Raw genomic sequence first — 21,936 nt, forward strand, 5'->3', positions numbered from 1 at the left:
GTCCATTGTGGCGATATAGAACAATTTTAAGCTTCACTCAAACGTAAACAATTATTTCATTCGTAAAAGTTACTGTCAACTTCAATCCCAATTATATCATTCTGTGGTCTTAGCATGTTTTTTATTACACTATTTATAAGAAAGCGTTTCTGTAAAACGATAAGCGTAATTTTCTGAAAAATTATTTTATCTAAGATCTTACTGTAAAAAAAGCTGGATAAAAGGCATAATGGAAACAAGGATAAGGCGAATGAGGGGGATGTAATATGGGGTTTAATTGGAATGGAGAGGTTGCAAAGCAATGGGATGAGCGTGCCGTTACTTGGAATGAACGCAGTAAAAACATGTGGGAAACCGGAAGCAGACAGGCTGTTATCCCATTTTTGTGTCGTTTTCTGAGCACTAATCAGCATGTATTAGATATTGGTTGTGGTGATGGGTATGGTGCATATAAGTTATATGAGCAAGGTTATCAAGTAGCTGCAGTTGACATTTCTTCGGTGATGGTTCAATATGCGAAGAACAAACTTCCAAATAGCATCCATGTATTGGAAGGAGATGTACAAAAGATTCCTTTTTCCACAAATACATTCGATGCCATTATGGCAATGAATGTTTTGGAGTGGACGGAAAATCCAAAGCAAGCTTTGCAAGAGTTAAAGCGTGTAGTAAAAGAGGGTGGACATATCTGTGTAGGAATATTAGGACCGACTGCAGGACCGCGTGCGAACAGTTATCCGCGCTTGCATGGGGAAACAGTCATTTGTAATACAATGATGCCTTGGGAATTTCAACAGCTTTGTACGGATATAGATTTGGAATATGTAGATGGGTATGGTGTACCAAAGCAAGGTGTTAGCAAGGAGATGTATAACCATTTGCCGCTTGATTTACAACAGTCGTTATCATTTTCTTGGATATTTATGTTAAGAAATGGTGGGTAAGCGTATGAACGAAACAGAAAAAACGGTCATTGCAAACTATGAGCAAAATGAAAGAATGATGATTTTAGTTTTTGCGCAGTGGTGTGTCAATTATGATGTAGATGCTTTAGAAGTGTATAAAAAGGCGTATCCTCATCAACAAGCTAATAAAGTGTTGGAAGAAATGATGGAGGAGACAGTGCCCAAAGAAGAAGCTGATTTCATCGCAACAGAAACGGTACTTCAAGCGCTTCAGTTATTTGGAAATGATGATTTAGCTTTTGCCGTTCAGCAAGAAGTAGATAACCAAAACATGAATAAAGGAAAATGATCTGTTGGAACGGTTATTACTGTCTTGTCGCAAGTGTGCCATATACATTTTTACATGCGTGCAAACGATGAAAATATTGGGAAATGATCAACTTTAAGCAACCTCTATGCTATATTATTAGCTTTTGTTTAAAAGTAAGTAGATAGGAAAGTATCTAATGTTAGCTTTAAGGTGTCTTATACGAAAAAAGTGATGCTATATCCCAAAAAAGATATGGTCGTAAGCCAAGTGTTACCAATAAACTTCTATACTTTTATAGTTAATACCTTTTGTGTGAATAGCGAACCTACAAGTCTTATAATGGCTTTTTCCATGCGATCAATGGTGATTTCATCCATGAAAAAAAGAAGAAGTTATCAAACGGATAACTTCTTTTGGTATGCCAAAATTTTACTTTACAGGCACACAAATGTCACAATAAGGATGGTTATACATATCGCCAGTATATCTTTCCATTATAGGTTTGTTCGTTATTTGATAACCGTGTTTGTTGAGGTCTGGGAAAATAGCTTTGTACGCTTTGGCAATATCTTTAGCTGTGTGATTGATGTTATAAACAACGTATTTTCCTCTAGAAATCCAACCTTCGCGAATGGCTCTATCCTCTTGTAAAGGGTATTCTTCAGAGAGGGTGATACCCACATCAAATCGGCAATTTTTAGGTGATGTTTTTTTCGGGTTATCCTGAGGTATAGCAAAAATAGTTGCAGATGGAAGGAGACTCTTTTCCGTAGCCCATTTTTTTAAACGCTCCATTACTTGCCTATTTTCGCGACCATAGGGGCCGGTTCGTCGCATAAAAGCAATTCGTTGTTTTGGAATAATTTCTATTTTGGATTCCATTTTACCTTTCTCCCTTCCTTTCCATTGTTTGTACAATACAAGTGTAATTTGCTTTAAAATGTAAAACAACTAAATTTTTAAAAATTTAATAGGGATAAAGCTATAACTTTTCACTCAAAAATGCTTCCTATTACTTGCAAACGTGACAAAAATAAAAACAGAAGGATAGCGTAAGGTTTATGCGTTATCCTTCTGTATGAAAAATTATTACGGTGAGGAAAATAATTTGATTAAGGCTTGTGTGCCGCTATCTGCTTCTCCTTTTGCTTCAAGCTCCTCGTAAAGCTTTAACGATAGAGCTAATCCAGGTGTAGACAGTCCTAGCTCTTCTGCTGATTCTAGTGCGATTTTCATATCTTTAATAAAGTGCTTTACATAAAATCCTGGTGCATCATCTTCTTTTATCATGCGTGGTGCAAGATTAGAAAGTGACCAGCTTCCAGCCGCGCCAGCTGTTATACTATCAAGCACTAACTCAGGGTTAAGTCCTGATTTTTTTGCATAAGCAATGGCTTCGCATACGCCAACCATATTAGAAGCAATCGTTATTTGATTCGCTAATTTGGTATGTTGTCCAGCTCCAGCTTCTCCTTGCAAAATGATGTTTTCGCCCATCGTTTGCAATAATGGGAGTATATCTTTGTATGCTTTTTCTTTCCCACCGACCATAATGGTTAGTTTGCCATTTTTGGCACCGATATCCCCACCAGATACAGGCGCGTCTAATGCATAGCACCCTTTTTCTTCTGCTTCGCTTTCAATTTGCTCTGCTAGTTTAGGTTTAGAAGTTGTCATATCCACTAAGTAAGTACCTTGAGCTACATTTTTTAAAATACCTTGGTCGCTAAAATAAACTTCTTCCACATCACTTGGATAGCCTACCATCGTAATAATGACCTTGCAGTTCTTTGTTAAATTGGCAATGGAATCTTCCCAATCGGCTCCAGCGTTAATTAAGCTCGTAGCTTTTTGCTTTGTGCGTGTATAGATGGAAACATGGTATCCTGCGTTCATAATTCGCTTTGCCATGCTCGCCCCCATGACGCCAGTACCTATAAAACCAATTCGATCCTCATATGTAAGCAAAATCATTCTCCTTTCCATTGGCACTATATATTACATTCATTCGACAAAAAATGGGAAAATCCTGTTATTCTATCTAGAAATAATGAAGGAGAGGACATGACATGTGGTGGATAAAAAAACTTTTCAAGAACTTGATCAACTGGAACTATATACTTTATTAAAGTCTCGAGTGGATGTATTTGTAGTCGAACAGCAATGCGCATATCAAGAAATAGACGCATATGATTTAAAAGCAACTCATGTGCGGCTTCAAGATAACCAAAATTTAGTAGCATACGCAAGAATACTTCCTGCTGGTAGTAAATATGTAGAAGCTTCTATAGGTAGAGTCCTTGTGACAAAAGCTTACTGGGATAGGGTATATGGAAAAGAATAAATGGAGGAAGCGATGAAATATACAGTGAATCATTTTAAAAACAATATTAAGATTCAAGCCCAACAGCATTTAAAGGCGTTTTATCAAGCATTTGGTTTTAAACAGGTATCCACTGCGTACTTAGATGATGGGATTTGGCATATTGACATGATTTGGGAACGGAAATAAAGCATGTCACTCTCTTTTTTTGCGCATAGTATTAAAATAAACAGGATTAAAAGAGGGTGAAAAAATGATTAATGAACAGCAATTAGCAAATTGTAAACAGGCTTTACAAAATCGCCAATCCGAACTTATTTCCCATGTTCAAGAGCATATGGGTTTAACTTTAGAATCCGTGCAACAATCAAGTGGTGAATTGTCCAATTATGATAATCATCCTGCAGATACAGCATCCGAATTATTTGAAAGAGGAAAGGATGTCGCGCTTAATGAGCATGCTGAAAAGGAATTAGAAGATATTAATAAAGCTTTACATGCAATTGCAGAAGGTACTTATGGAATTTGCAAAGAATGTGGCAATGATATCCCTTATGAACGGCTTGAAGCTCTCCCAACTGCAGACCGATGTATGGAGCATACCGTACAAGATTCATTTAACCAAACGCGCACCATGGAAGAGGAAGTGTATAGCCCTAATATAAATCCTGATAAAATAAGTGATGAGACACAAGTTGGCTATGACGCTGAGGATGCTTGGCAGGAAGTTAGCCGTTATGGTACATCGGAAACACCTTCTGATTTTTACGGTGATAAGGCTAGTTATAATAAAATGTATCCGAATAGTGACGAACAAGTCGGCTATGTAGAAGATGTGGAAGGATATTTAGGTGCATCTTCTGATGGGAAATATACGGAACCTGTTATGGACCAAACAGATGATGAGCATGAACGATAAAGAATAAGCAAATCTTTACCTTTTAACGAAAAAATTTTTTAGGTGCGGTTGTCTCTCCTTAACTTCTACAACCGGCATTTTTAACGCTTAAAGCTGGCTCTACAATGCTTTGTATTTGAGATAAATATAAAATGAAGTTTTAAAAATAGTCATAAATAAGATGGATGTAAGAAAGGCTCATTTTCTTTTGCGCGATAGATAAAAAAGGAAATATGCTGAGTTTTCTAAAAGTAAATCTTCATTCCTTGAAACCAAACTTCTATGAGAAACGTATTTTTATACTATAGGGGAGTAAAATTATTTTTAATAATAGTATAAGACAAACTAAGGCAAGACAAGTTTTTCTAATAGAGAGGTGATTAGATTGCAGCAAAAAGGTTGTTTAAAATGCGGAAGTACAAACGCTGATCAAAAGGAAGTGGCTATGACGGGAACCGGCTTGTCAAAGGTGTTCGACGTACAAAACAATCAATTTTTAGTCGTTTATTGTAAAGAATGTGGCTATTCGGAATTCTATAACAAGAAAAGTTCTAAAGGAAGCAATATTTTTGATTTGTTTTTTGGGTGAAGATCAAAGTGCCCGTTCTCAATAACAGGCACTTTTTCACTAGTATTACAAAATTTAGAATATATGGATAAACTCACTAAGTTATTTAGTCACGTCCGGCTCCAGCGCCCAGCAACTAGGCGACTTCACTCCATTGCCCTAAGCTAAGTCATCATCGGTTCGCCCTAAATAGGAAGTCCGACTAAAGGCGGCCTTGCCGGAGGGCGCCGGCATACTCCTGTTGCAGGAACATGATTCCTAAAACTTTCGTTGATTCGTTTCAGTCGCTACGTTGCCAACCGGGCGCCCCGAGCCTTTGTTCCTTGTTTAATACTGCCAACTGTTCCATTGTCCAGTTGCTCTAAAATAAGTCATCATCGTTATACGAAAAAAAGAAAAACAAAGACTGTCCGACAGCCTTTGTTTTTCTTATTAATAACCTTGGAAAAAATCGCCCATTAATCCTCCAAATAACCCCCCGAGTAATCTTCCTATCATTTCTTGTAAAAGGAAAGACATGACTACAAAAGAAATGAAATAAAAGGCGATTAAAACATAAACTCTATCGTAACCGTATTCTTTTTCTTTTGACTCAAGTAAAATAAACGATGGTATGAATATAACTGGGCCAAGTAAACTAATCGGAATAAGCACACTGAAAAAAGGGATTCTAATCCAAGTAAGTAAAATTCCAGCTAAAAAAATAAGAATAAAAGGGATTGTATAAATTCCAACTTTTGTTACTGTTTCTTGCAAAGTCATATGTTGTGCTGTTAATTTTGTAGAAATGAAAGTTAATATAATTATAAAAGCAAATAGTAGAAGATATTGTATAAATGGGATGATAAATCCATCTAAAAAGCCAATATCCAAAAAATAATTACCTACTTGACTCGTTACTACCACATAGAAGCTTATGGTTACTGCAAGTGCGAATAAAACGATGCTTATGATGGCAGGAATGATATCTTGCTGTGTGGCAAAGCGCGCCTTATGTGGAGATTTTAAGTAGTGCATGAAAAAACTTGCAAAATGTTTTCCTACTGTACTTACAGTTGAAGAAAAATCCCCATTGTTTAGTGTGGTATCAGATTGACTTTCCCCTTCTTCAGCTACTGCTGCTTCTTCAAGATAAATATGTGCACCACAATTCGTACAATACTTTCCTTCTTTTGTTTCGTGCTCACAATTCGGACAGATCATACCCTTCCTCCTTTAATTGTAATGAGAGATAGGCCTCTATTATAACAGCATTAGGTAAATTTGGTAAAATAAACATTTCATGTTATTCATTTACCTTATCTGCATTTCGCCTCTTAAGTATCTCATTTCGACATATTCTTGGAAAACCCCTGCTCTTAAGACAAAAGGAATGAATTCGGCATAGCTAAAATTAAGAGAAAATGGATTGCCTTAAAAAGCAGGTTATGATCTAATTGGACCATAACCTGCTTTATTCTATCCTTCTTCTGTTGTGTTTTCACTTTTTGTCTGTTTTGCTTCCAGAGTTAGCTTGGTTGTTTCTTTTTGCCCATCTCGGTAATATTCAACATCTATTTTCTCACCAACAGAAGCATCAGAATATAAAAATTTCCGTAATTCTAAGATGGATGTCACGTCATTTCCATTAATTTTAGTGATCACATCAAATTGTTGTAGCCCAGCTTTGTCAGCAGGAGATCCGTTTTCCACGTTTGCAATAACCATCCCACCTTTTACATCTTCAGGTAATTGGATGTCTGTTCTATATTGAGGTGGTACTTGTTCAATGGCTGCCGTACTAATGCCGATTAGTGGACGTTCAATTTGACCATTTTTCTCTAACTGTTCCACAATTGGAAGTGCTGCGTCTACAGGAATAGCAAAACCAATGCCTTCCACTTCCTGTCTGGCAATTTTCATTGAGTTAATTCCAACGACGGCACCTTTTTCATTGACGAGGGCACCACCGCTATTGCCTGGATTGATGGCAGCATCTGTTTGGATAACCTCGGTAATCCAATCTGCTCGACTGTCTCCGTTTGTATCGATGGGTACAGAACGATCAAGTCCACTTATCACACCTTTCGTTACGGTGTTAGCGAATTCCATACCTAATGGATTTCCAATGGCTAAAACATTTTCCCCTATTTTTAAATCTTTAGAAGATCCCATGTTTGCAACGGTAGTGATAGGATCACCATCAATTTCTAACACGGCTAAATCTGTTAACTCGTCTGTACCTAACACGTTAGCATTTAAGCGTTCTTCAGAATAATTTAAAGCGACTTCTACTTCTTCTGCTCCTGCTACAACATGTTGATTTGTAATTACATACGCTTTGCCGTTTTCTTTTTTATAAATGATTCCTGAACCTGTACCTGCTTCTTGGCTTTCTGTCCAAATATTTTGCTGTTGCTTATTAATAACTCCAACAACTGCTTTAGAGGTTTCTTCGATATTTGTTGACACTTCTGAATCTTCAGAGGCTAGCGTTTTGACGACTTCTTGAGCTTGGTTATTTTCGTCTGTTGAAGCGGATCCATTTCCGTTGTCTTGTGTCATTGGAATAATATTTGTAAACATTAACACTGCTATGATAATAACAGATACAACACCACCAGAAATACCACCTAAAATAAAATGTAACAAGGACTTATTCGCTGTTTTTTTATTTCCTGTGGTGCTATCATAGCTCGTATTTTGTTGCGTATTAGATTGTTCATCCGTTAGTTGGTGAGAATTTTGATTCTGGTTTAATTGTTGAGGTGGAAGGTTTTCGTTATCGGTAAATCCGTTATGTTGATTCGTTTGTTCATTGTTTCTATCATCCATTTTCATCACCCTTTCAGACAGATTATAATGTCAGGCAAGAAACAGACATCAAAAGGCATCGAGGGGAGTAGGGGGATGCTCAAAAGATGTCAAAAGATGTCTGTTTTTCGCCTTGTATGGTGAACGGTTCCTTCACAAAGAGCGAAGTTCCGATTGATACTTTTAGTATACCCGCTTCCTTGGGGAATCATTTGGTATAACTGTGGAATAAATGTGTAAAGTTTAGGTGGAATAATCACATATAAATTGTTGCTATTCCGCTTGTTATTGGTATACCCCTAAAAATAATTTATTAATCGTTCTTGTAAGTTAATTTAACTTGGTATGAGTAGTTTCTATTGCTGAAGATCAGTTTGAGGGTATGGATGACAGAAGAATGATTTCAATCTAATGTCTTTCATTTGTTCTTGTTCATGAAGTTACTTCATTAATGGTACAATAACTAAAGAATAGAAATTTAAGCGGAGTGGTCATTTGGACTTCCTGATGGACAAGCCTAATGGAGAGATAACCGTAAACTTAAATGTCCTTTCCCATAAGAGATGTTTCGATTTGCCACAGACGTATTAGAAATTCTGCAAGGAAAACCCATTTTTAATGAAGTTTTCTTTACGTTATGTGAAAATAGGGACAAAGAATGAAGAGAAAGGTGAAAAAAATGAATCATCATATCGGAATTGTTGAAGATGATCCTAATATACGTAATATTGTTGCGGCCTATTTAAAAAAAGAAGGTTTTACAGTTACATTGTTGGAATCAGCTGAAGCTGCCTGGGAGCTTTGGAAAACAGAGCCTCCGGGTATGTGGATATTAGACATTATGCTTCCAGGAATGGACGGCTATGAGTTTTGTAAAAAAATTCGTATGGAAAGTGAAGTTCCCATCATTATTATTTCCGCGAAGGACGAAGAAATTGATAAAATCCTTGGTTTGGAGCTTGGAGGGGATGATTATTTAACAAAACCTTTTAGCCCAAGGGAACTGGTCGCTAGAGTGAAACGATTATTTAAACGGTCGAATATTAGATTGGCTCATACAGAAGAAAACGATGCAAGAGTCACAGTTGACGAATTAACCATAGATAAAGAAGAACGGCGTATTTTCTTTCGGGATGAAGAATACGAGGTAACCACAAAGGAATTTGATATGCTACTTATTTTAGTAGAGAATGTGAACCGAGCTTTTTCAAGAGAAGAGCTGTTAATCAAGATTTGGGGCGATAATTACTTTGGAAGTGATCGTGCCGTAGATGACCTTGTAAAACGTATTCGGAAAAAGCTTCCTGATTTACCGTTAGAAACGGTATGGGGCTATGGATATCGTTTAAGAGATGAAGGAGAAACTTCATGAAGTTGCAATCGCAATTAAATGTAGCTTTTACAACTTTGCTTTTCGTTATTATGGCAATTACGGGGTATGTGATCTATTCTTTACTCTTAGATTTACTCATTCAAGATGAGCAGCGGCAGTTAAAGCAAAAAGGCGACTTAATTGTGGATGTGCTAAATGATCAATACGATAGCACGAGTGTAGAGAACTTAAATAGTTTGTTGGAAGATCAAGGTTTGCAAATGTTTATTTATGATAGGAATCAAGATGTCGCCGTTTCTCCTTCGCTTCCTGATAGTGTAGTTGCAGGTTTTTTTAAGAAAAACGACTTTTCTGATACTAATAAAGCATTATGGGAATATAAAGGTTCTAAGTTTGTCACGTCGCGCATTATTTTTAGACCAGAGAGTACAGGGGTTGAGCTGATTCTTTTGACTCCTTTAAGTGATTTAGAACTCGTTCAACAAAGTTTTTTCTTTCGTTTGCTAATTGTGTTTTTCATTGGCGGTGCTATTGCGATTATTCTGAGCTATTTTTTCACACGCAAATTAGTCACGCCGCTTTCACAATTAAAAAAGCAATTGAAAAAAATTGAAAAACGGCAATTCCATTCCATTAAACGAATTAAAGCAACAGGCGAAATTAAAGAAGTCGAACAGAGTGTTTATGATATGGCCCAAGAGCTGGAAAGATATATTAATTCACAACAAACATTCTTTCAAAATGCGAGTCATGAGTTAAAAACACCTCTGATGACAATTCAAGGGTATGCGGAAGGAATTCGAGATCATATTTTTGATGCAGAAGAGGAAGAAAAAGGTCTTGAGATGATGGTAACAGAAGTTAACCGTCTAAAAAAAATTATAAACGAGATGATATTATTAGCTAAATTAGATAGTGAACCAGACGTTTTTACTCCAGAACGATTCCAGTTAAAACAAATAATGGAACAAGTGGTTGATAGGGCACTTCCAATCGTTAATGAGCAAGGTATTGAATTGAAGCATACCGTTACAGGGTCTCCAGAAATCACAGCGGATGCGGAGAAAATGTTACGAGCATTGTTGAATTTGACATTCAATGCCATTCGTCATGCCCATCAACAAGTTCAGATCGAGATGAAGAAGGAAAATAAAAAAGTGCTTATTCGTATAGAAGATGACGGAGAAGGTGTGCCTGAAGATTTAATTCCTCATATTTTTCACCGTTTTGTGAAAGGAAAAGGTGGAGAAACGGGGCTTGGACTTGCTATTGCTAGAGCCATCATTGAACAATCCAATGGAAAAATATCGGTTGGTCGTTCAGAGTTAGGTGGAGCTAAATTTGAAATTGTATTTGGAACAAAGTAGACGTTTTTGCTTTATAGTGGATATAATTTAGCAAGTTTCATAAGAGAGCATTTTTAGTAGCTTTGCTGGATGAATAGAGCGTGAAAACCGCTTGTTATTGGAAGTATTACTGTAACACGGAATGATCACATACACCTAGGAAGTTAAAAAATTTTAGGTGTATGTGTCTTTTAACTTTCAATTAAGAACAATGCACTAACAAAATAGTTCTGTCTTTTCAGTTTGAAATATTTGCGCTGTATGCGCATCAATCATTCGGATAACGCCAGCTAATTTTGGAAAAGTGGGTGCATACACTAATTTATAATCGCTTTCTCCATCTTGAAACCAACGTAACTCCATTTGTACATCGTCGGCGTATATTTGTTTGACCGTTTGCTTAGAAAGTGTCGGTGTCGTATGGACATGCTCATATCGTTGTTTACATAACGGTTGATGATCAAAGCTACAAATCCGACCTGAATATTTCCCAACATCTATAGAAATGATATCGTGTAAAATACGGATGCTGTTATATTGCCAGCGGAAATCAAAGCAATAAACATCCTCTATTTCCCCCTCACCATCAATTCTAATCAATTGCTTGTGCGCTTCAGGATAAAGGTAGAATAATAACTGATACGCTATTTCTTCGGCTTGGTCTACGCCAATAGGTTTACTTATGTCTTTTGGAGGCAGTTCTTCACTCGTTATTTGTAGCAATCGATCTTGCTTATCAAAGCATAATTTCATAAGACAAGGATCTATTTCCTCCATATCAAAATCTGTTTTATTCTGAATGACATTTGGTAGGGTAGACCAAACCTCTATTCGTTTGTTCTTTGCTTGTTTTTTCTTCATTAGCTTATAACCCTTTAAACCAATGATATCGTGTAAATTCGTTTTAACTTTTTCTGGTTTATGAAAAGGAATTTGTTTTATAGCATCTTTTTGCACATAGATTTCTCCCCCGTCAGCTGGTATGTAGAATGCACGTTCAATTATGCTGTAAACGAGTCGAAATTTGCCATTATTGTTTATATAATATGTATCCATTGGAGCAATCAGTAATTCTGGTTCCAAATGGTGCAAGTATTGTTTCTTTGCTGCTTCAGCAGAGATCATGACATCAGGATAATGTATGTTCGTATTCTTATCATGAAAAGAAATAATCGTACTGATTTTACCGCTTTTCGTTAAAAATAATGTAACTCCTGTTTCAGGGAGAAATAAATGCAATTGTTCATCCTGATAGGCGAAGTGAACCGTGTATGCATTTCCTAATTTTAAAAAAGAAGCTAGTTTGCAATTTTTATACATCTCAGGGTAAAATGTTTTTACAAAATGACTTGCTTTTTCGATTAATTCATCACGTTTTAATGTGTAATTTGATCGTTTTAAAACTTCATCTTCTACAGAAAAGTAAAGCAGCTTTCCTTGATTATCCACGGAGAATACTGCTACGTTTTTGTTCGTAGTGTTTGAGAAAATATCATATTGCACGCCTGAAATAATTTTATCAGGTTGGTATGCTTTTCTCATGTTCATGTTTGTCGCTGGAATATACGATATCAAAGATTGGAATAGTTGATTTAAGGTCATGTACAAGCTCTCCTCTACGGTTACAGTTTGATCCCAGATATAAGGTGCTGTCCGTTTTCTTACTTTAAAAATGGGACGTTGTGAGCGCTGAATAAGTCAAAGTGGGATTTAAATCTTCAGTTTAATTAAAAGCCTTTACGTCAATCAATAATCCGTATGATATAAAAATCCCACTAATTGAAGTTTCATTTTATGTATACAATTAAACAATATTTTCCATCTATAATCAATGATATAGACAACTCGGCTTGTAACAACCATTGAAAAAACATGTTTTAGTAAGTCTAGCTGCGAAATGCTATGGTGCGCTGCACAATAGATGAAACGAGCCGTTTGCTTATGCGAAGCAGACGGCTCGTTTCATGGGCGCATTATTAAATCTTAGATACGGATTTGTTAAGTCTTTTTTCTACTATAGGAAAGAATACATTTTTATGGATTCTAGTATAAGCAAAACTACGGCTATCGCCAAGTTTTTCTGTTCGAATTCATTTCTTCTGTGGCTACTAAAAATACCCCCATGAGAAAAATAAATACAGCTCCCATAACGGTTCCAATACCAATTCCAGTAATGTAACTGTAATCGCTTACAAAGAAACCATAAAGGAAAATGGCGATACCGGTCAACAATATACTTGCTCCGACATATTTTGTTGCTTTTAACAGCTTTTCGTTTTTCATGTACCGTAACTCCTTTTAAAACGTAGTTAGACTGTATTAAAATGTAACAATGGTTACGAGTTAATATCCAAATTTAAAGTATTTTCTTTATTATCAATCATGTTCACAAATTTGTCAAATTTAAATTTGAATTTGGGATACATATAGTTGACAATAAAAGGACTCATTCATACACTATAAACAAACAGTCAAACAACTATTTGATTATTAGGGGGATAAATTATGGGCGCTTCTAAAGAAAAACCAATCGACGTTTGCGAGACGTTTTGTTATGACGAGGATACGGTAAGCCGAATTCGTCCTAAAATAGATAAGATGGATGGGGTTGAACAAATATTTAAAGCGTTGGCTGATGCGACAAGATTAAAAATTGCTTATGCGCTTACACTAGAAAGAGAGTTATGTGTATGTGATATAGCTACGATTATTGGTGCAACGAAGGCAACTGCATCGCATCACTTACGTTTGTTAAAGAATATGGGGCTGGCGAAACATCGAAAAGAAGGAAAACTTGTTTTTTATTCTTTAGAGGATGAGCATGTGCATCAGCTCGTAACAATAGCTACAGTTCATGCAAAAGAAGGTGTCGATCGTGGAAGAGAATAAAAACGTTTATCGTCTGCAAGGGTTATCATGCACAAATTGTGCAGCAAAGTTTGAAAAAAATATTCGTGCCATTGAAACCGTTGACGACGTGCAACTAAATTTTGGTGCATCGAAAGTTATGGTGCAAGGCGAAGCTTCTGTGCGGCAGTTGGAAGCGGCTGGAGCTTTTGATGATATTAAAGTCTTTCCAGAAAGAGAGCGATTAACGGAAGATAAGCAATCGTTTTGGAAAAATAAAAGTAATTTGACGACGTTATTTTCCTTTTTATTCACTGCACTTGGATATGTGTTTTTCTTTCAAGTGGGCGAAAGTAATCTTGCAACAGTAAGTACATTTGCAGCTGCTATTCTAATCGGGGGTTGGAAGCTATTTCGTACTGGCTTTAAAAACTTAGCTAGATTTGAATTTGACATGAAAACGTTAATGACGATTGCAGTTATAGGTGCTGCTATTATTGGAGAATGGGCAGAAGGTGCTGTCGTTGTCTTTCTATTTGCTGTAAGTGAAGCGCTAGAAGGATATTCCATGGAGAAGGCTCGGCAATCCATTCGTTCATTAATGAATATTGCCCCAAATCGTGCAACAATTCGTAGGGGCGATGAGCTAATTGAAATGGATGTCAAGGATGTACAAGTGAATGATGTCATGGTGATTAAACCAGGTGAGAAAATTGCCATGGATGGCGAAGTTCTTAAAGGAGAATCGTCTATTAATCAAGCAACCATAACTGGTGAATCTATCCCTGTCTTTAAACGAGCTGGTGATGAAGTATTTGCTGGTACTTTGAATGAAGAAGGTTCCTTGGAAGTGCGTGTTACCAAATATGCGCAAGATACCACAATTGCTAAAATTATTCATTTAGTAGAGGAAGCACAGGCGGAAAAAGCGCCTTCTCAACAATTTGTCGATCGTTTTGCGAAATATTATACTCCAGCCATTATCGTTATTGCTATGTTGGTGGCTACGATTCCACCATTGTTGTTTAGTGCAACGTGGTCTGATTGGACCTATAACGGGCTAGCGGTATTAGTCGTAGGATGTCCGTGTGCGTTGGTTATTTCTACTCCTGTAGCTATTGTAACAGCAATTGGCAATGCTGCTCGACATGGTGTGTTAATTAAAGGTGGCATTCATTTAGAAGAAACAGGAAAAATAGATGTAGTTGCTTTTGATAAAACAGGCACGATAACCGAGGGAAAGCCTGTTGTTACAGAAGTTATTTCATTTGGAGATATGTCAGAATCAGACGTGTTAGCGCATGCAGCAGCGATTGAAACTTACTCACAGCATCCACTTGCTTCATCTATATTACGAAAAGCTAAAGCAGATAATGTAAATAACTTACATGCAGAAAATTTTCAGTCTTTTACGGGGAAGGGCGCCCAAGCAACAGTGAATGGCTCTATGTACAGAATTGGAAGTCCTTCCTTATTTCAAGGGAAAGCACCTCTTCCTAAAGAATTGCAAATGCAAATTCGCACATTACAAACGCAAGGTAAAACGGTGATGCTATTTGGAACGGATCATCGTATCGAAGGCTTAATTGCCGTGGCCGACCAAGTTCGTAAAGGAAGTCTGTCTATCATTGAAAAGCTGCACCAACTAGGTAAACGAACGGTGATGATTACAGGAGATAACCAAGCAACTGGCTCTGCGATTGGGCGCGAAGTAGGCATCAGAGAAACAAAGTCGGAGCTTTTGCCGCAAGGTAAATTAACAGCAATTAAAGAATTAAAGCAGCAGTACGGCAAGGTTGCGATGGTTGGAGATGGGATCAATGATGCCCCCGCTTTAGCAGCAGCAGATGTCGGTGTTGCTATGGGAGGTGCTGGTACGGATACCGCCATGGAAACAGCTGATATTGCGTTAATGGCTGATGATTTAAGCAAAGTTCCATATACAATGGGGTTAAGTCAACAAACGTTAACGATCATCAAACAAAATATAGGGTTTGCGCTACTTTTAAAAGTAATTGCCCTTTTATTAGTTATTCCAGGATGGCTCACCTTATGGCTAGCTATACTCGCTGACATGGGAGCTACGTTATTAGTTGTATTCAATTCCTTGCGCTTAATGCGTGCCAAAAAGCAACCATAAAGAGATTGAACTCTTTATGGTTGCTTTATGTTAATGAGATGGATAGGAAATCGCTTGCGTTTGTAAAAAAGTTGCTGAAGTTCACAATTAAATATTGACAATCCGATACAATCGGAGTAAATTATAGCTTATTAAAAGATTTACTCATAATTAACTATGAACCTTTGCTGAATCTTGTTTTGAACGGGGGAACCACAGGAATTTGGTCGTAGAAATGATTTATTGCGGCCTTGGGGTGAATTCTCATAATAGAGAAAGGGGTGCTCTCCATCCCGAACCCGACAGCTAACCTCGTAAGCGTATGTAATATTAGGAGAGAGGTCCTAGGGAAATCGCGACCTTTGAGACCATGTGTTTTTGCTGGTCTTTTTTTATGGTCTATGAAATTGTGAAATTTTGCAGCTGTGGATAAACTTACTAAGTTATTTAGCCACGTATGGCTCCAGCGCCCAGCAACTAGGCGACTTCACTCGATTGCCCTAAGCTAAGTCATCATCGGTTCGTTCGAAATAGGAAGGCCGACTAAAGACGGGCTTGCCGCCCTACGCCGGCATACTCCTGTTGCAGGAGCATGATTCCTAAAACTTTCGTTGATTCGTTCCACTCGCTACGTTGCTAACCGGGCGCTTGCACCTTTGTTCTTTCAAATAATCGGTGTTGTAACACTCCCTTTAACAAAGATTTTGCAGGATGCATGGGAAATAACAGCACCTTCATGTTCATTTAATGAAAGCCTTAGGGGACACTATAGGAGTGTATTGTGATTTTGCCATAAACATTTGGTGAAATCTAAGTTTTTCTAAGCAATGTGCGTAGGTATCTGTTCACTTATAGAAAGAGGTGGGGATGATGAAAAAAATTATCTCATTACATCCAATACGTGGAATTATTATTCATTGTAATCCGCCACAAATTTTAGCATTGACGTTTTTATTTTTTATTGTCGTAGGCGCATGCTTGCTAAAAATGCCTGTAGCTACGTATACGTCTATAACTTGGTTAGATGCTTGGTTTACGGCTACTTCTGCCATAACTGTCACAGGTTTAGTTGTTGTTGATACTGGCTCAACTTATACCTTGTTCGGAGAAATTGTCATTATGTTTTTAATGCAAATTGGCGGGCTAGGTCTCATGACTTTCTCTGTACTTATTTTAATGATGATGCGTAAAAAGATTGGGTTACGACAAAGGTTGTTAACACAGGAGTCCTTAAATTTAAATCAAACCTCGCTAGGTGGACTCCTTCGTCTTGTGAAATTATTATTTATTTTTTCGATTACGATAGAAGCAATTGCTTTTATATTCCTTGCTGTAAAATGGGTGCCCACGTACGGTTGGGCTGACGGGTTAAATTATAGTTTGTTTCATAGCATATCTGCTTTTAATAATGCAGGGTTTTCGCTTTGGTCTGACAGCCTCTCGCAATATGTAGGTGATCCGTTAGTAAATATTGTTATTACAGGATTATTTATTACAGGTGGTCTAGGATTTACGGTTTTGGTAGATATTTGGGATAAAAAAGGATTTCATCGATTGTCTTTGCATTCTAAATTAATGCTCGTTGGTACGTTAGTTATTAATGTTACTGCTCTATGCATATTATTTGTTTTAGAATATAGTAACCCAGAAACGATTGGTAACTTTTCATTCGTTGATAAACTATGGGGGTCGTATTTTCAAGCGGTAACACCAAGGACGGCTGGTTTTAATTCTTTGGATATTGCTGCAATGAACGAATCTTCTATACTTGTTACGATGCTACTGATGTTCATTGGGGCAGGAAGTGGGTCTACTGGTAGCGGAATTAAAGTGACCACATTTGTTGTTATGTTGCTAGCAACGATGTCGTTTTTACGTGGAAAAAATGACACAACAGCGTTTAAGCGAACAATAAAATCTCACGTTATTGTTCGTGCCCTTTCGATCATGATGATTAGTATTAGTTGTATATTTATAGCTATTTTCATGTTGACAGTCACTGAAAATGCGCCATTTCTAACGATTGCATTTGAAGTGATTTCTGCTTTTGGTACTGTAGGGCTATCCATGGGACTGACGGGCGAGCTTACTACTCTTGGGAAAGAGGTCATTATGATTATGATGTTTATTGGACGAATAGGACCACTTACCATGGCGTTTGTGTTTGCTAAAAAAAGGGAGTCGTCAATTCGGTATCCAGAAGAAGATGTGTTTACTGGTTAAAGAGAGGAGTATCCTCTCTTTTTCGAAGAATGAGGAAGTATAAAATTTGTTTCTTTTGTTGGATGCCGATTTAGCGGAATAGCGACGTACGGCTCTAGCACCCAGCAACTAGGCGACTTCACGAAATCGCTCTACGATAAGTTATCATCGGTTCGTGCCTTACCGTGGTTCATTTATGTCAGTTGATTCGTTCCAGTCGCTACGTTGCTAAACGGGCGCCCCGAGCCTTTGTTCCTATAGGGAAGGTGTAATAAAAGTGAAACGACGGCTTTCACCGTAGAGTAAAGATTTCACGATAAGCCAAGTGTTTGTCTCCATTTTTCGTGGTTATAATAAAAAGTTCAAGCCATTGCTTATGGAAGCGTGGTTTCTAACATAGGTAAAACAATAAACTTTATCTTAGTACCTTGCAATATTCAGTACTAAAGTATATTATATATATAGGTACTATTTAATGTATAATAGTGAGTGATAAAGTGTACTATGCCGAATATTATATACCTTCGTCACACCTGTGCAAGTTAATGAATAAAGATTTAGTTCGTTACATTGTTTTAAGCCGACTAAAAACGGATTTGCCGTAGGGCATCGGCATACTCCTGTTGCAAGAGCATGATTCCTAAAACTTTCGTTGATTCGCACCACTCGCTACGTTGCTGAACGGGCGCTCCGAGCCTTTGTTCATGGTTTTAGTGCAGAAGGTAGAAAGTTAAATATAAGAAATGAGGTGCTTAAACTACATGAATGTTCAATTTAAAAAAGGTGCTCTGGAACTGTGTGTGCTTGCTTTATTAGATAAGCAAGATCATTACGGCTATGAGCTAGCAAATAAAATATCGAAAAGAATCGCTATTTCGGAAGGGTCCGTTTATCCATTATTAAGAAGGCTTGCAAAAGAGGAATATTTTACAACCTATCTACAAGAATCAAAGGAAGGGCCATCTCGGAAGTATTATTGTCTGACGGATAAAGGAAGAGACTATTTGCATCAATTGATTCATGAGTGGGTGCAGTTTACTAGTGGCGTAAATAAGTTGTTGCAGGAGAGTGATCATATTGAATAAAGATGTATTTATGAAAAAGTTAGCTGCAGGTATTAAAAAACTTCCTAAAGAGGAGCAAAAGGAAATTCTTCAAGATTTTGCAGAGCATTTTTCCGTTGGTGTGGCAGAAGGTAAAACAGAAGGGGAAGTTGCCGCTGCTTTAGGGGCTCCGAATCAGGTTGCTAAAGAGCTTGTAGCAACCTACCATTTGGAAAAAGTGAATCATAGTTCTAATGCGGGGGATGTATTTCGTGCGGTTTGGGCTGTTATTGGTTTAGGTTTCTTCAATTTAGTCATTGTATTAGGGCCATTTATTGCTTTAGTTTCATTGATTGCTTCTGGGTGGGTAATCGGCGGATCGTTTATATTATCTCCGTTAGTTGTTTTAGTAAATGTCGTTTTATACCCTGAGACGTTGCTTTTATTTGATGTATTTGTCTCTATTGCCTTAACAGGTCTTGGCATTCTTATTATTATCGGCATGTACTATGTTACCCGTTATATGTTTAAGGCTTTTATGAAGTATTTACACTTTAATGTTAAAATGGTCAAAGGTGGTCTGAACAATGAGTAAATTGAAAAAACTTATTTTAGTTGCTATTATACTCATTATTATAGGGGGTGTTGGATGTTTGTTTACATTTAAATCATTAGTTAGAGAAAAAGTCGATATTACGGAAGAATTTTCTGCTGATGAAATAACAAATTTGGAACTTGATATGATTAATGAAGAAATAACTATTATCCCTACTGATGGTTCAGACATCGTTTTAGAACTGAAAGGGAAAAGTAACGAGCCAGATAAAAAATTTCTGGACATTGACAAAAAAGAAAATACGTTAAAAGTACGGAAAAAGTCGGAAAAATTCAAGTTTCGTTTTTTTAACCAAGGTGATTCACTGACACTTACGGTACATTTACCACAAAAAGCGTATGAAACGATCCAAGCTGATACGAAAAATGGAACAATTCACGGGAAAAAGTTCACTGTAAAAAGCTTACAAGCCTCAGGAGCAAATGGAGAAATTGTGCTGGATGAAGTCATAACAGACACGACAGAAGTTTCCACGCAAAATGGCGGCATTGAACTGAATGATGTAGCAGGAAGCCTGCATGGAGAAACAAGTAATGGATCAATTACTTTGACTGCTAAAACCTTGGATCAATCGATGGAAATGAATACCGAAAATGGAAGTATTGATATAAATGTAGAGGAAGAACCGACGAATGTGACGTACGACTTGCGCACCGGTAATGGTGGTGTCGAAGTGTTTGGTACGGATAATTGGAATGCTGTTGTTGGAGATGGAGAGCATGTTATTAAAGCGAGGACAGCTAATGGAAGTATTATCATAGCAAAATAATATCTAGTGCGTAATACTAATCTGACTTCGAAGGTTTATTTCTTAAGTTTTACAAACGAATGCAAAAGGATTCCGTGGCATATTCGCACGGAATCCTTATTCATAGGCCTTATAATGGTCTTATAAAATTTTGCATCTATGGTTAAAATTACTATGTTTTTAACCACGTCCGGATTCAGCGCCCTAATCTAAGTCATCATCGGTTCGTACTAAATAGGAAGGCCGACTAAAGACGGGCTTGCCGGAGGGCGACGGCATACTCCTGTTGCGGGGGCATGATTCCACTCGCGACGTTGCTAACCGGGCGCCCCTAGCCTTTGTTCCTATAATCCTTGAAGTAATCTTTTTTAAAGGTAGCTATCTGCTTATTGTTCTACAGAAGATAGTTCATCTTCTGTAACCCATTTGTGATTAGTAACCTCTTCATCGGTTGTTGTTGACGTATAATCAACCATATAAACGGTTGTTTGTTCTGCTGAATCAATCGTAGCCTTAGCGCCGTCCATACCTTTCATATGGGAGGCTTGAATTGTTGCCTCATCCCCTGGCTTCAAAGGCTCTTTACCCACATCTTTTAATTCTTCATGAATCACCCATTTGTGGTTTTTTACTTTTTCACCACCGTTTGTCGGGGTGTACGTAACGGAATATACCGTTGTGTCGTATGCACCTTTAATGGTTGCCTCCGCACCTTTCATTCCTTCCATATGACTCGCTTCAATAATCGCTTTACTATCAACAGGGAATTTAGGGTTTTCTGCTTCTTTTAACCCGTCAGGAACCTCCCCTGAGCTAGAATGCATCATATCCTTATCTTCTGCATCATTGGAGTTGTTTTCTTGATTTTTTTCCTCTTGTTGTTGATTGGTATCTGTGTTTTCTTTATCTTGTTCGTTTTCTTGATCCGTTCCGCAAGCAGCGAAAACAGTTGCTAATAGAATTACCATTAGACTGAACATCCATTTTTTCATGTTCATGTGTTATAACCTCCTTCTATATAGAAAAATACTTTCGTAGTAGTGAAAAAACTTTAACTAATAGCTAAATGTTAATGTATATTTATGAAATATTATCCCTGTTCTTATAAAAGAATATACATCATCTGCGCTTAAAATTGTTGTTTTTTTCCTTTAACTCGTTCTTTAGGCTTTCCACTGTAAGAATCCCCACTTCAAAATTTGGGTGGTTTAAACAAATTTAAATGGAAGATTCCAGCGCTTACATTCCTTTTTCTTAAGGGCTTTAGTAAAACGCATGGTTATCAGGATGGAGAACCTTCCGCTAAAATTGAAGTCATATATTAGGCTGCACGGCAAACTTCCGCACATTTAAAACAGGCTTCTGCACATTTTTGACAATGGTCGTGTTCGTGCTTTTTGCATTCTTCGCCGCAAGCTTCGCAAATAGTTGCGCATAAAGCAGTCAATTCAGACACGAATGGCGTCCCTCTCGTAAGTGCTTGTTCGACATAGCTGCAAATATCTGCGCATTCACGATCTAGACGAACGCAATTCGCCATCATGTTTAAGTTGTCCTCTCGTAAGCAAGCATCGTAGCAATGATTGCAAGCAGTCATGCATTCATGTAAAGCTTGAATTAATTCCTCGTGTTGTTGGTGTGCCATATCTATCTTCCTCCTTTTAGTTCGTATGTTTCCCATGCAATGCGTTTTTAAACATGTTAATAGCAATGTTTTGTCAATGTCTTAAAAAGGGATTGTTTTATCCCGAATATAAGGTGCTGCAAGACTTGTAAATTGAAGATACGAGCTTGAGCAAGTGTAAGTAGAAAATAACGGCACCTAAATCCTTTTTCCGTAAGATTTTTTTACGTTATCCCTTTGGATGCTCTAATAGTGGAATGA

The 21,936-nt window shown here is 37.4% G+C and carries 22 protein-coding genes and 1 riboswitch; of the genes, 14 read left to right on the plus strand and 8 right to left on the minus strand.

Going from position 1 to position 21,936, the window contains the following annotated elements; translation table 11 throughout:
- The first annotated feature begins 266 nt into the window (after window positions 1-266).
- Window positions 267-944 carry a class I SAM-dependent methyltransferase gene (locus BUB45_RS12050; RefSeq protein ID WP_073009574.1) on the plus strand — a complete coding sequence of 226 codons (678 nt, stop codon included), beginning with the start codon at window positions 267-269 and terminating at the stop codon, window positions 942-944.
- A 4-nt stretch (window positions 945-948) separates the two neighbouring features.
- Entirely contained in the window at window positions 949-1,254 is a 306-nt protein-coding gene (locus tag BUB45_RS12055; protein ID WP_073009579.1) for a hypothetical protein, read from the plus strand.
- Between the two features lie 390 nt (window positions 1,255-1,644).
- Here the strand turns inward: BUB45_RS12055 and BUB45_RS12060 are convergent, their stop codons facing one another.
- Together BUB45_RS12060 and BUB45_RS12065 are read right to left on the minus strand one after the other, a co-directional pair.
- Window positions 1,645-2,097, minus strand: coding sequence for an AraC family transcriptional regulator (locus BUB45_RS12060; protein ID WP_073009582.1), 453 nt, complete (start codon window positions 2,095-2,097; stop codon window positions 1,645-1,647).
- A gap of 207 nt (window positions 2,098-2,304) precedes the next feature.
- A complete protein-coding gene (locus tag BUB45_RS12065; RefSeq protein WP_073009585.1) occupies window positions 2,305-3,189 on the minus strand; it encodes an NAD(P)-dependent oxidoreductase in 885 nt (294 codons plus the stop codon).
- A gap of 97 nt (window positions 3,190-3,286) precedes the next feature.
- Between BUB45_RS12065 and BUB45_RS20445 the strand changes: the two genes are divergently transcribed.
- The 4 genes from BUB45_RS20445 (at window position 3,287) to BUB45_RS12080 (ending at window position 5,025) form a co-directional block, all read left to right on the plus strand.
- Entirely contained in the window at window positions 3,287-3,559 is a 273-nt protein-coding gene (locus BUB45_RS20445) for a GNAT family N-acetyltransferase (protein WP_244527727.1), read from the plus strand.
- A 12-nt stretch (window positions 3,560-3,571) separates the two neighbouring features.
- Window positions 3,572-3,727 (plus strand): GNAT family N-acetyltransferase, encoded by a 156-nt coding sequence (locus BUB45_RS20450; protein WP_244527728.1) that lies wholly within the window; start codon window positions 3,572-3,574, stop codon window positions 3,725-3,727.
- 64 nt (window positions 3,728-3,791) lie between these two features.
- A complete protein-coding gene (locus tag BUB45_RS12075) occupies window positions 3,792-4,457 on the plus strand; it encodes a TraR/DksA C4-type zinc finger protein (protein WP_073009588.1) in 666 nt (221 codons plus the stop codon).
- A gap of 364 nt (window positions 4,458-4,821) precedes the next feature.
- Window positions 4,822-5,025, plus strand: a complete 204-nt coding sequence (locus tag BUB45_RS12080) for a zinc ribbon domain-containing protein (protein WP_073009591.1) — start codon at window positions 4,822-4,824, stop codon at window positions 5,023-5,025.
- 411 nt (window positions 5,026-5,436) lie between these two features.
- Here BUB45_RS12080 and BUB45_RS12085 read toward each other — a convergent pair whose 3' ends face one another.
- The gene (locus BUB45_RS12085; RefSeq protein WP_073009594.1) at window positions 5,437-6,207 is read right to left on the minus strand and encodes a zinc ribbon domain-containing protein; all 771 of its coding nucleotides are present in this window, start codon (window positions 6,205-6,207) and stop codon (window positions 5,437-5,439) included.
- A gap of 255 nt (window positions 6,208-6,462) precedes the next feature.
- A complete protein-coding gene (locus BUB45_RS12090) occupies window positions 6,463-7,818 on the minus strand; it encodes a S1C family serine protease (RefSeq protein WP_073009597.1) in 1,356 nt (451 codons plus the stop codon).
- Window positions 7,819-8,476: 658 nt separating this feature from the next.
- On the opposite strand from BUB45_RS12090, the gene BUB45_RS12095 reads away from it, so the two are divergent.
- Window positions 8,477-9,169 (plus strand): response regulator transcription factor, encoded by a 693-nt coding sequence (locus tag BUB45_RS12095; protein ID WP_073009600.1) that lies wholly within the window; start codon window positions 8,477-8,479, stop codon window positions 9,167-9,169.
- Window positions 9,166-10,497 carry a sensor histidine kinase gene (locus BUB45_RS12100; protein ID WP_073009603.1) on the plus strand — a complete coding sequence of 444 codons (1,332 nt, stop codon included), beginning with the start codon at window positions 9,166-9,168 and terminating at the stop codon, window positions 10,495-10,497. The genes BUB45_RS12095 and BUB45_RS12100 overlap by 4 nt, the downstream gene beginning before the upstream one ends.
- 195 nt (window positions 10,498-10,692) lie before the next feature.
- Here BUB45_RS12100 and BUB45_RS12105 read toward each other — a convergent pair whose 3' ends face one another.
- Both BUB45_RS12105 and BUB45_RS12110 read right to left on the minus strand, forming a co-directional pair.
- Window positions 10,693-12,078 carry a YcdB/YcdC domain-containing protein gene (locus BUB45_RS12105; RefSeq protein ID WP_073009606.1) on the minus strand — a complete coding sequence of 462 codons (1,386 nt, stop codon included), beginning with the start codon at window positions 12,076-12,078 and terminating at the stop codon, window positions 10,693-10,695.
- Between the two features lie 462 nt (window positions 12,079-12,540).
- Window positions 12,541-12,759, minus strand: coding sequence for a hypothetical protein (locus tag BUB45_RS12110; protein WP_073009609.1), 219 nt, complete (start codon window positions 12,757-12,759; stop codon window positions 12,541-12,543).
- Window positions 12,760-12,981: 222 nt separating this feature from the next.
- Between BUB45_RS12110 and BUB45_RS12115 the strand changes: the two genes are divergently transcribed.
- The 6 genes from BUB45_RS12115 to BUB45_RS12140 all read left to right on the plus strand — a co-directional run bounded on the left by BUB45_RS12115 (window position 12,982) and on the right by BUB45_RS12140 (window position 20,072).
- On the plus strand, window positions 12,982-13,365 hold the full coding sequence (locus tag BUB45_RS12115; protein WP_073009612.1) for an ArsR/SmtB family transcription factor: 384 nt from the start codon (window positions 12,982-12,984) through the stop codon (window positions 13,363-13,365).
- Window positions 13,352-15,463, plus strand: a complete 2,112-nt coding sequence (locus BUB45_RS12120; protein WP_280157481.1) for a heavy metal translocating P-type ATPase — start codon at window positions 13,352-13,354, stop codon at window positions 15,461-15,463. Before BUB45_RS12115 ends, BUB45_RS12120 begins: the two co-directional genes overlap by 14 nt.
- Window positions 15,464-15,618: 155 nt before the next feature.
- A riboswitch (cyclic di-AMP (ydaO/yuaA leader) is annotated at window positions 15,619-15,778 on the plus strand.
- 534 nt (window positions 15,779-16,312) lie between these two features.
- Window positions 16,313-17,665 (plus strand): TrkH family potassium uptake protein, encoded by a 1,353-nt coding sequence (locus tag BUB45_RS12125; RefSeq protein ID WP_073009639.1) that lies wholly within the window; start codon window positions 16,313-16,315, stop codon window positions 17,663-17,665.
- Between the two features lie 740 nt (window positions 17,666-18,405).
- A complete protein-coding gene (locus BUB45_RS12130) occupies window positions 18,406-18,729 on the plus strand; it encodes a PadR family transcriptional regulator (protein ID WP_073009642.1) in 324 nt (107 codons plus the stop codon).
- Window positions 18,722-19,282 carry an HAAS signaling domain-containing protein gene (locus BUB45_RS12135; RefSeq protein WP_073009645.1) on the plus strand — a complete coding sequence of 187 codons (561 nt, stop codon included), beginning with the start codon at window positions 18,722-18,724 and terminating at the stop codon, window positions 19,280-19,282. Before BUB45_RS12130 ends, BUB45_RS12135 begins: the two co-directional genes overlap by 8 nt.
- Window positions 19,275-20,072, plus strand: a complete 798-nt coding sequence (locus BUB45_RS12140) for a DUF4097 family beta strand repeat-containing protein (RefSeq protein WP_073009649.1) — start codon at window positions 19,275-19,277, stop codon at window positions 20,070-20,072. The genes BUB45_RS12135 and BUB45_RS12140 overlap by 8 nt, the downstream gene beginning before the upstream one ends.
- A 365-nt stretch (window positions 20,073-20,437) precedes the next feature.
- Here BUB45_RS12140 and BUB45_RS12145 read toward each other — a convergent pair whose 3' ends face one another.
- Both BUB45_RS12145 and BUB45_RS12150 read right to left on the minus strand, forming a co-directional pair.
- On the minus strand, window positions 20,438-21,049 hold the full coding sequence (locus BUB45_RS12145) for a DUF1541 domain-containing protein (RefSeq protein WP_073009653.1): 612 nt from the start codon (window positions 21,047-21,049) through the stop codon (window positions 20,438-20,440).
- 323 nt (window positions 21,050-21,372) lie between these two features.
- On the minus strand, window positions 21,373-21,696 hold the full coding sequence (locus tag BUB45_RS12150) for a four-helix bundle copper-binding protein (RefSeq protein WP_073009656.1): 324 nt from the start codon (window positions 21,694-21,696) through the stop codon (window positions 21,373-21,375).
- Window positions 21,697-21,936: the final 240 nt, after the last annotated feature.

The organism is Virgibacillus chiguensis (genome assembly GCF_900129865.1).
In the GTDB taxonomy this organism is placed as follows: Bacteria; Bacillota; Bacilli; order Bacillales; family Amphibacillaceae; genus Virgibacillus; species Virgibacillus chiguensis.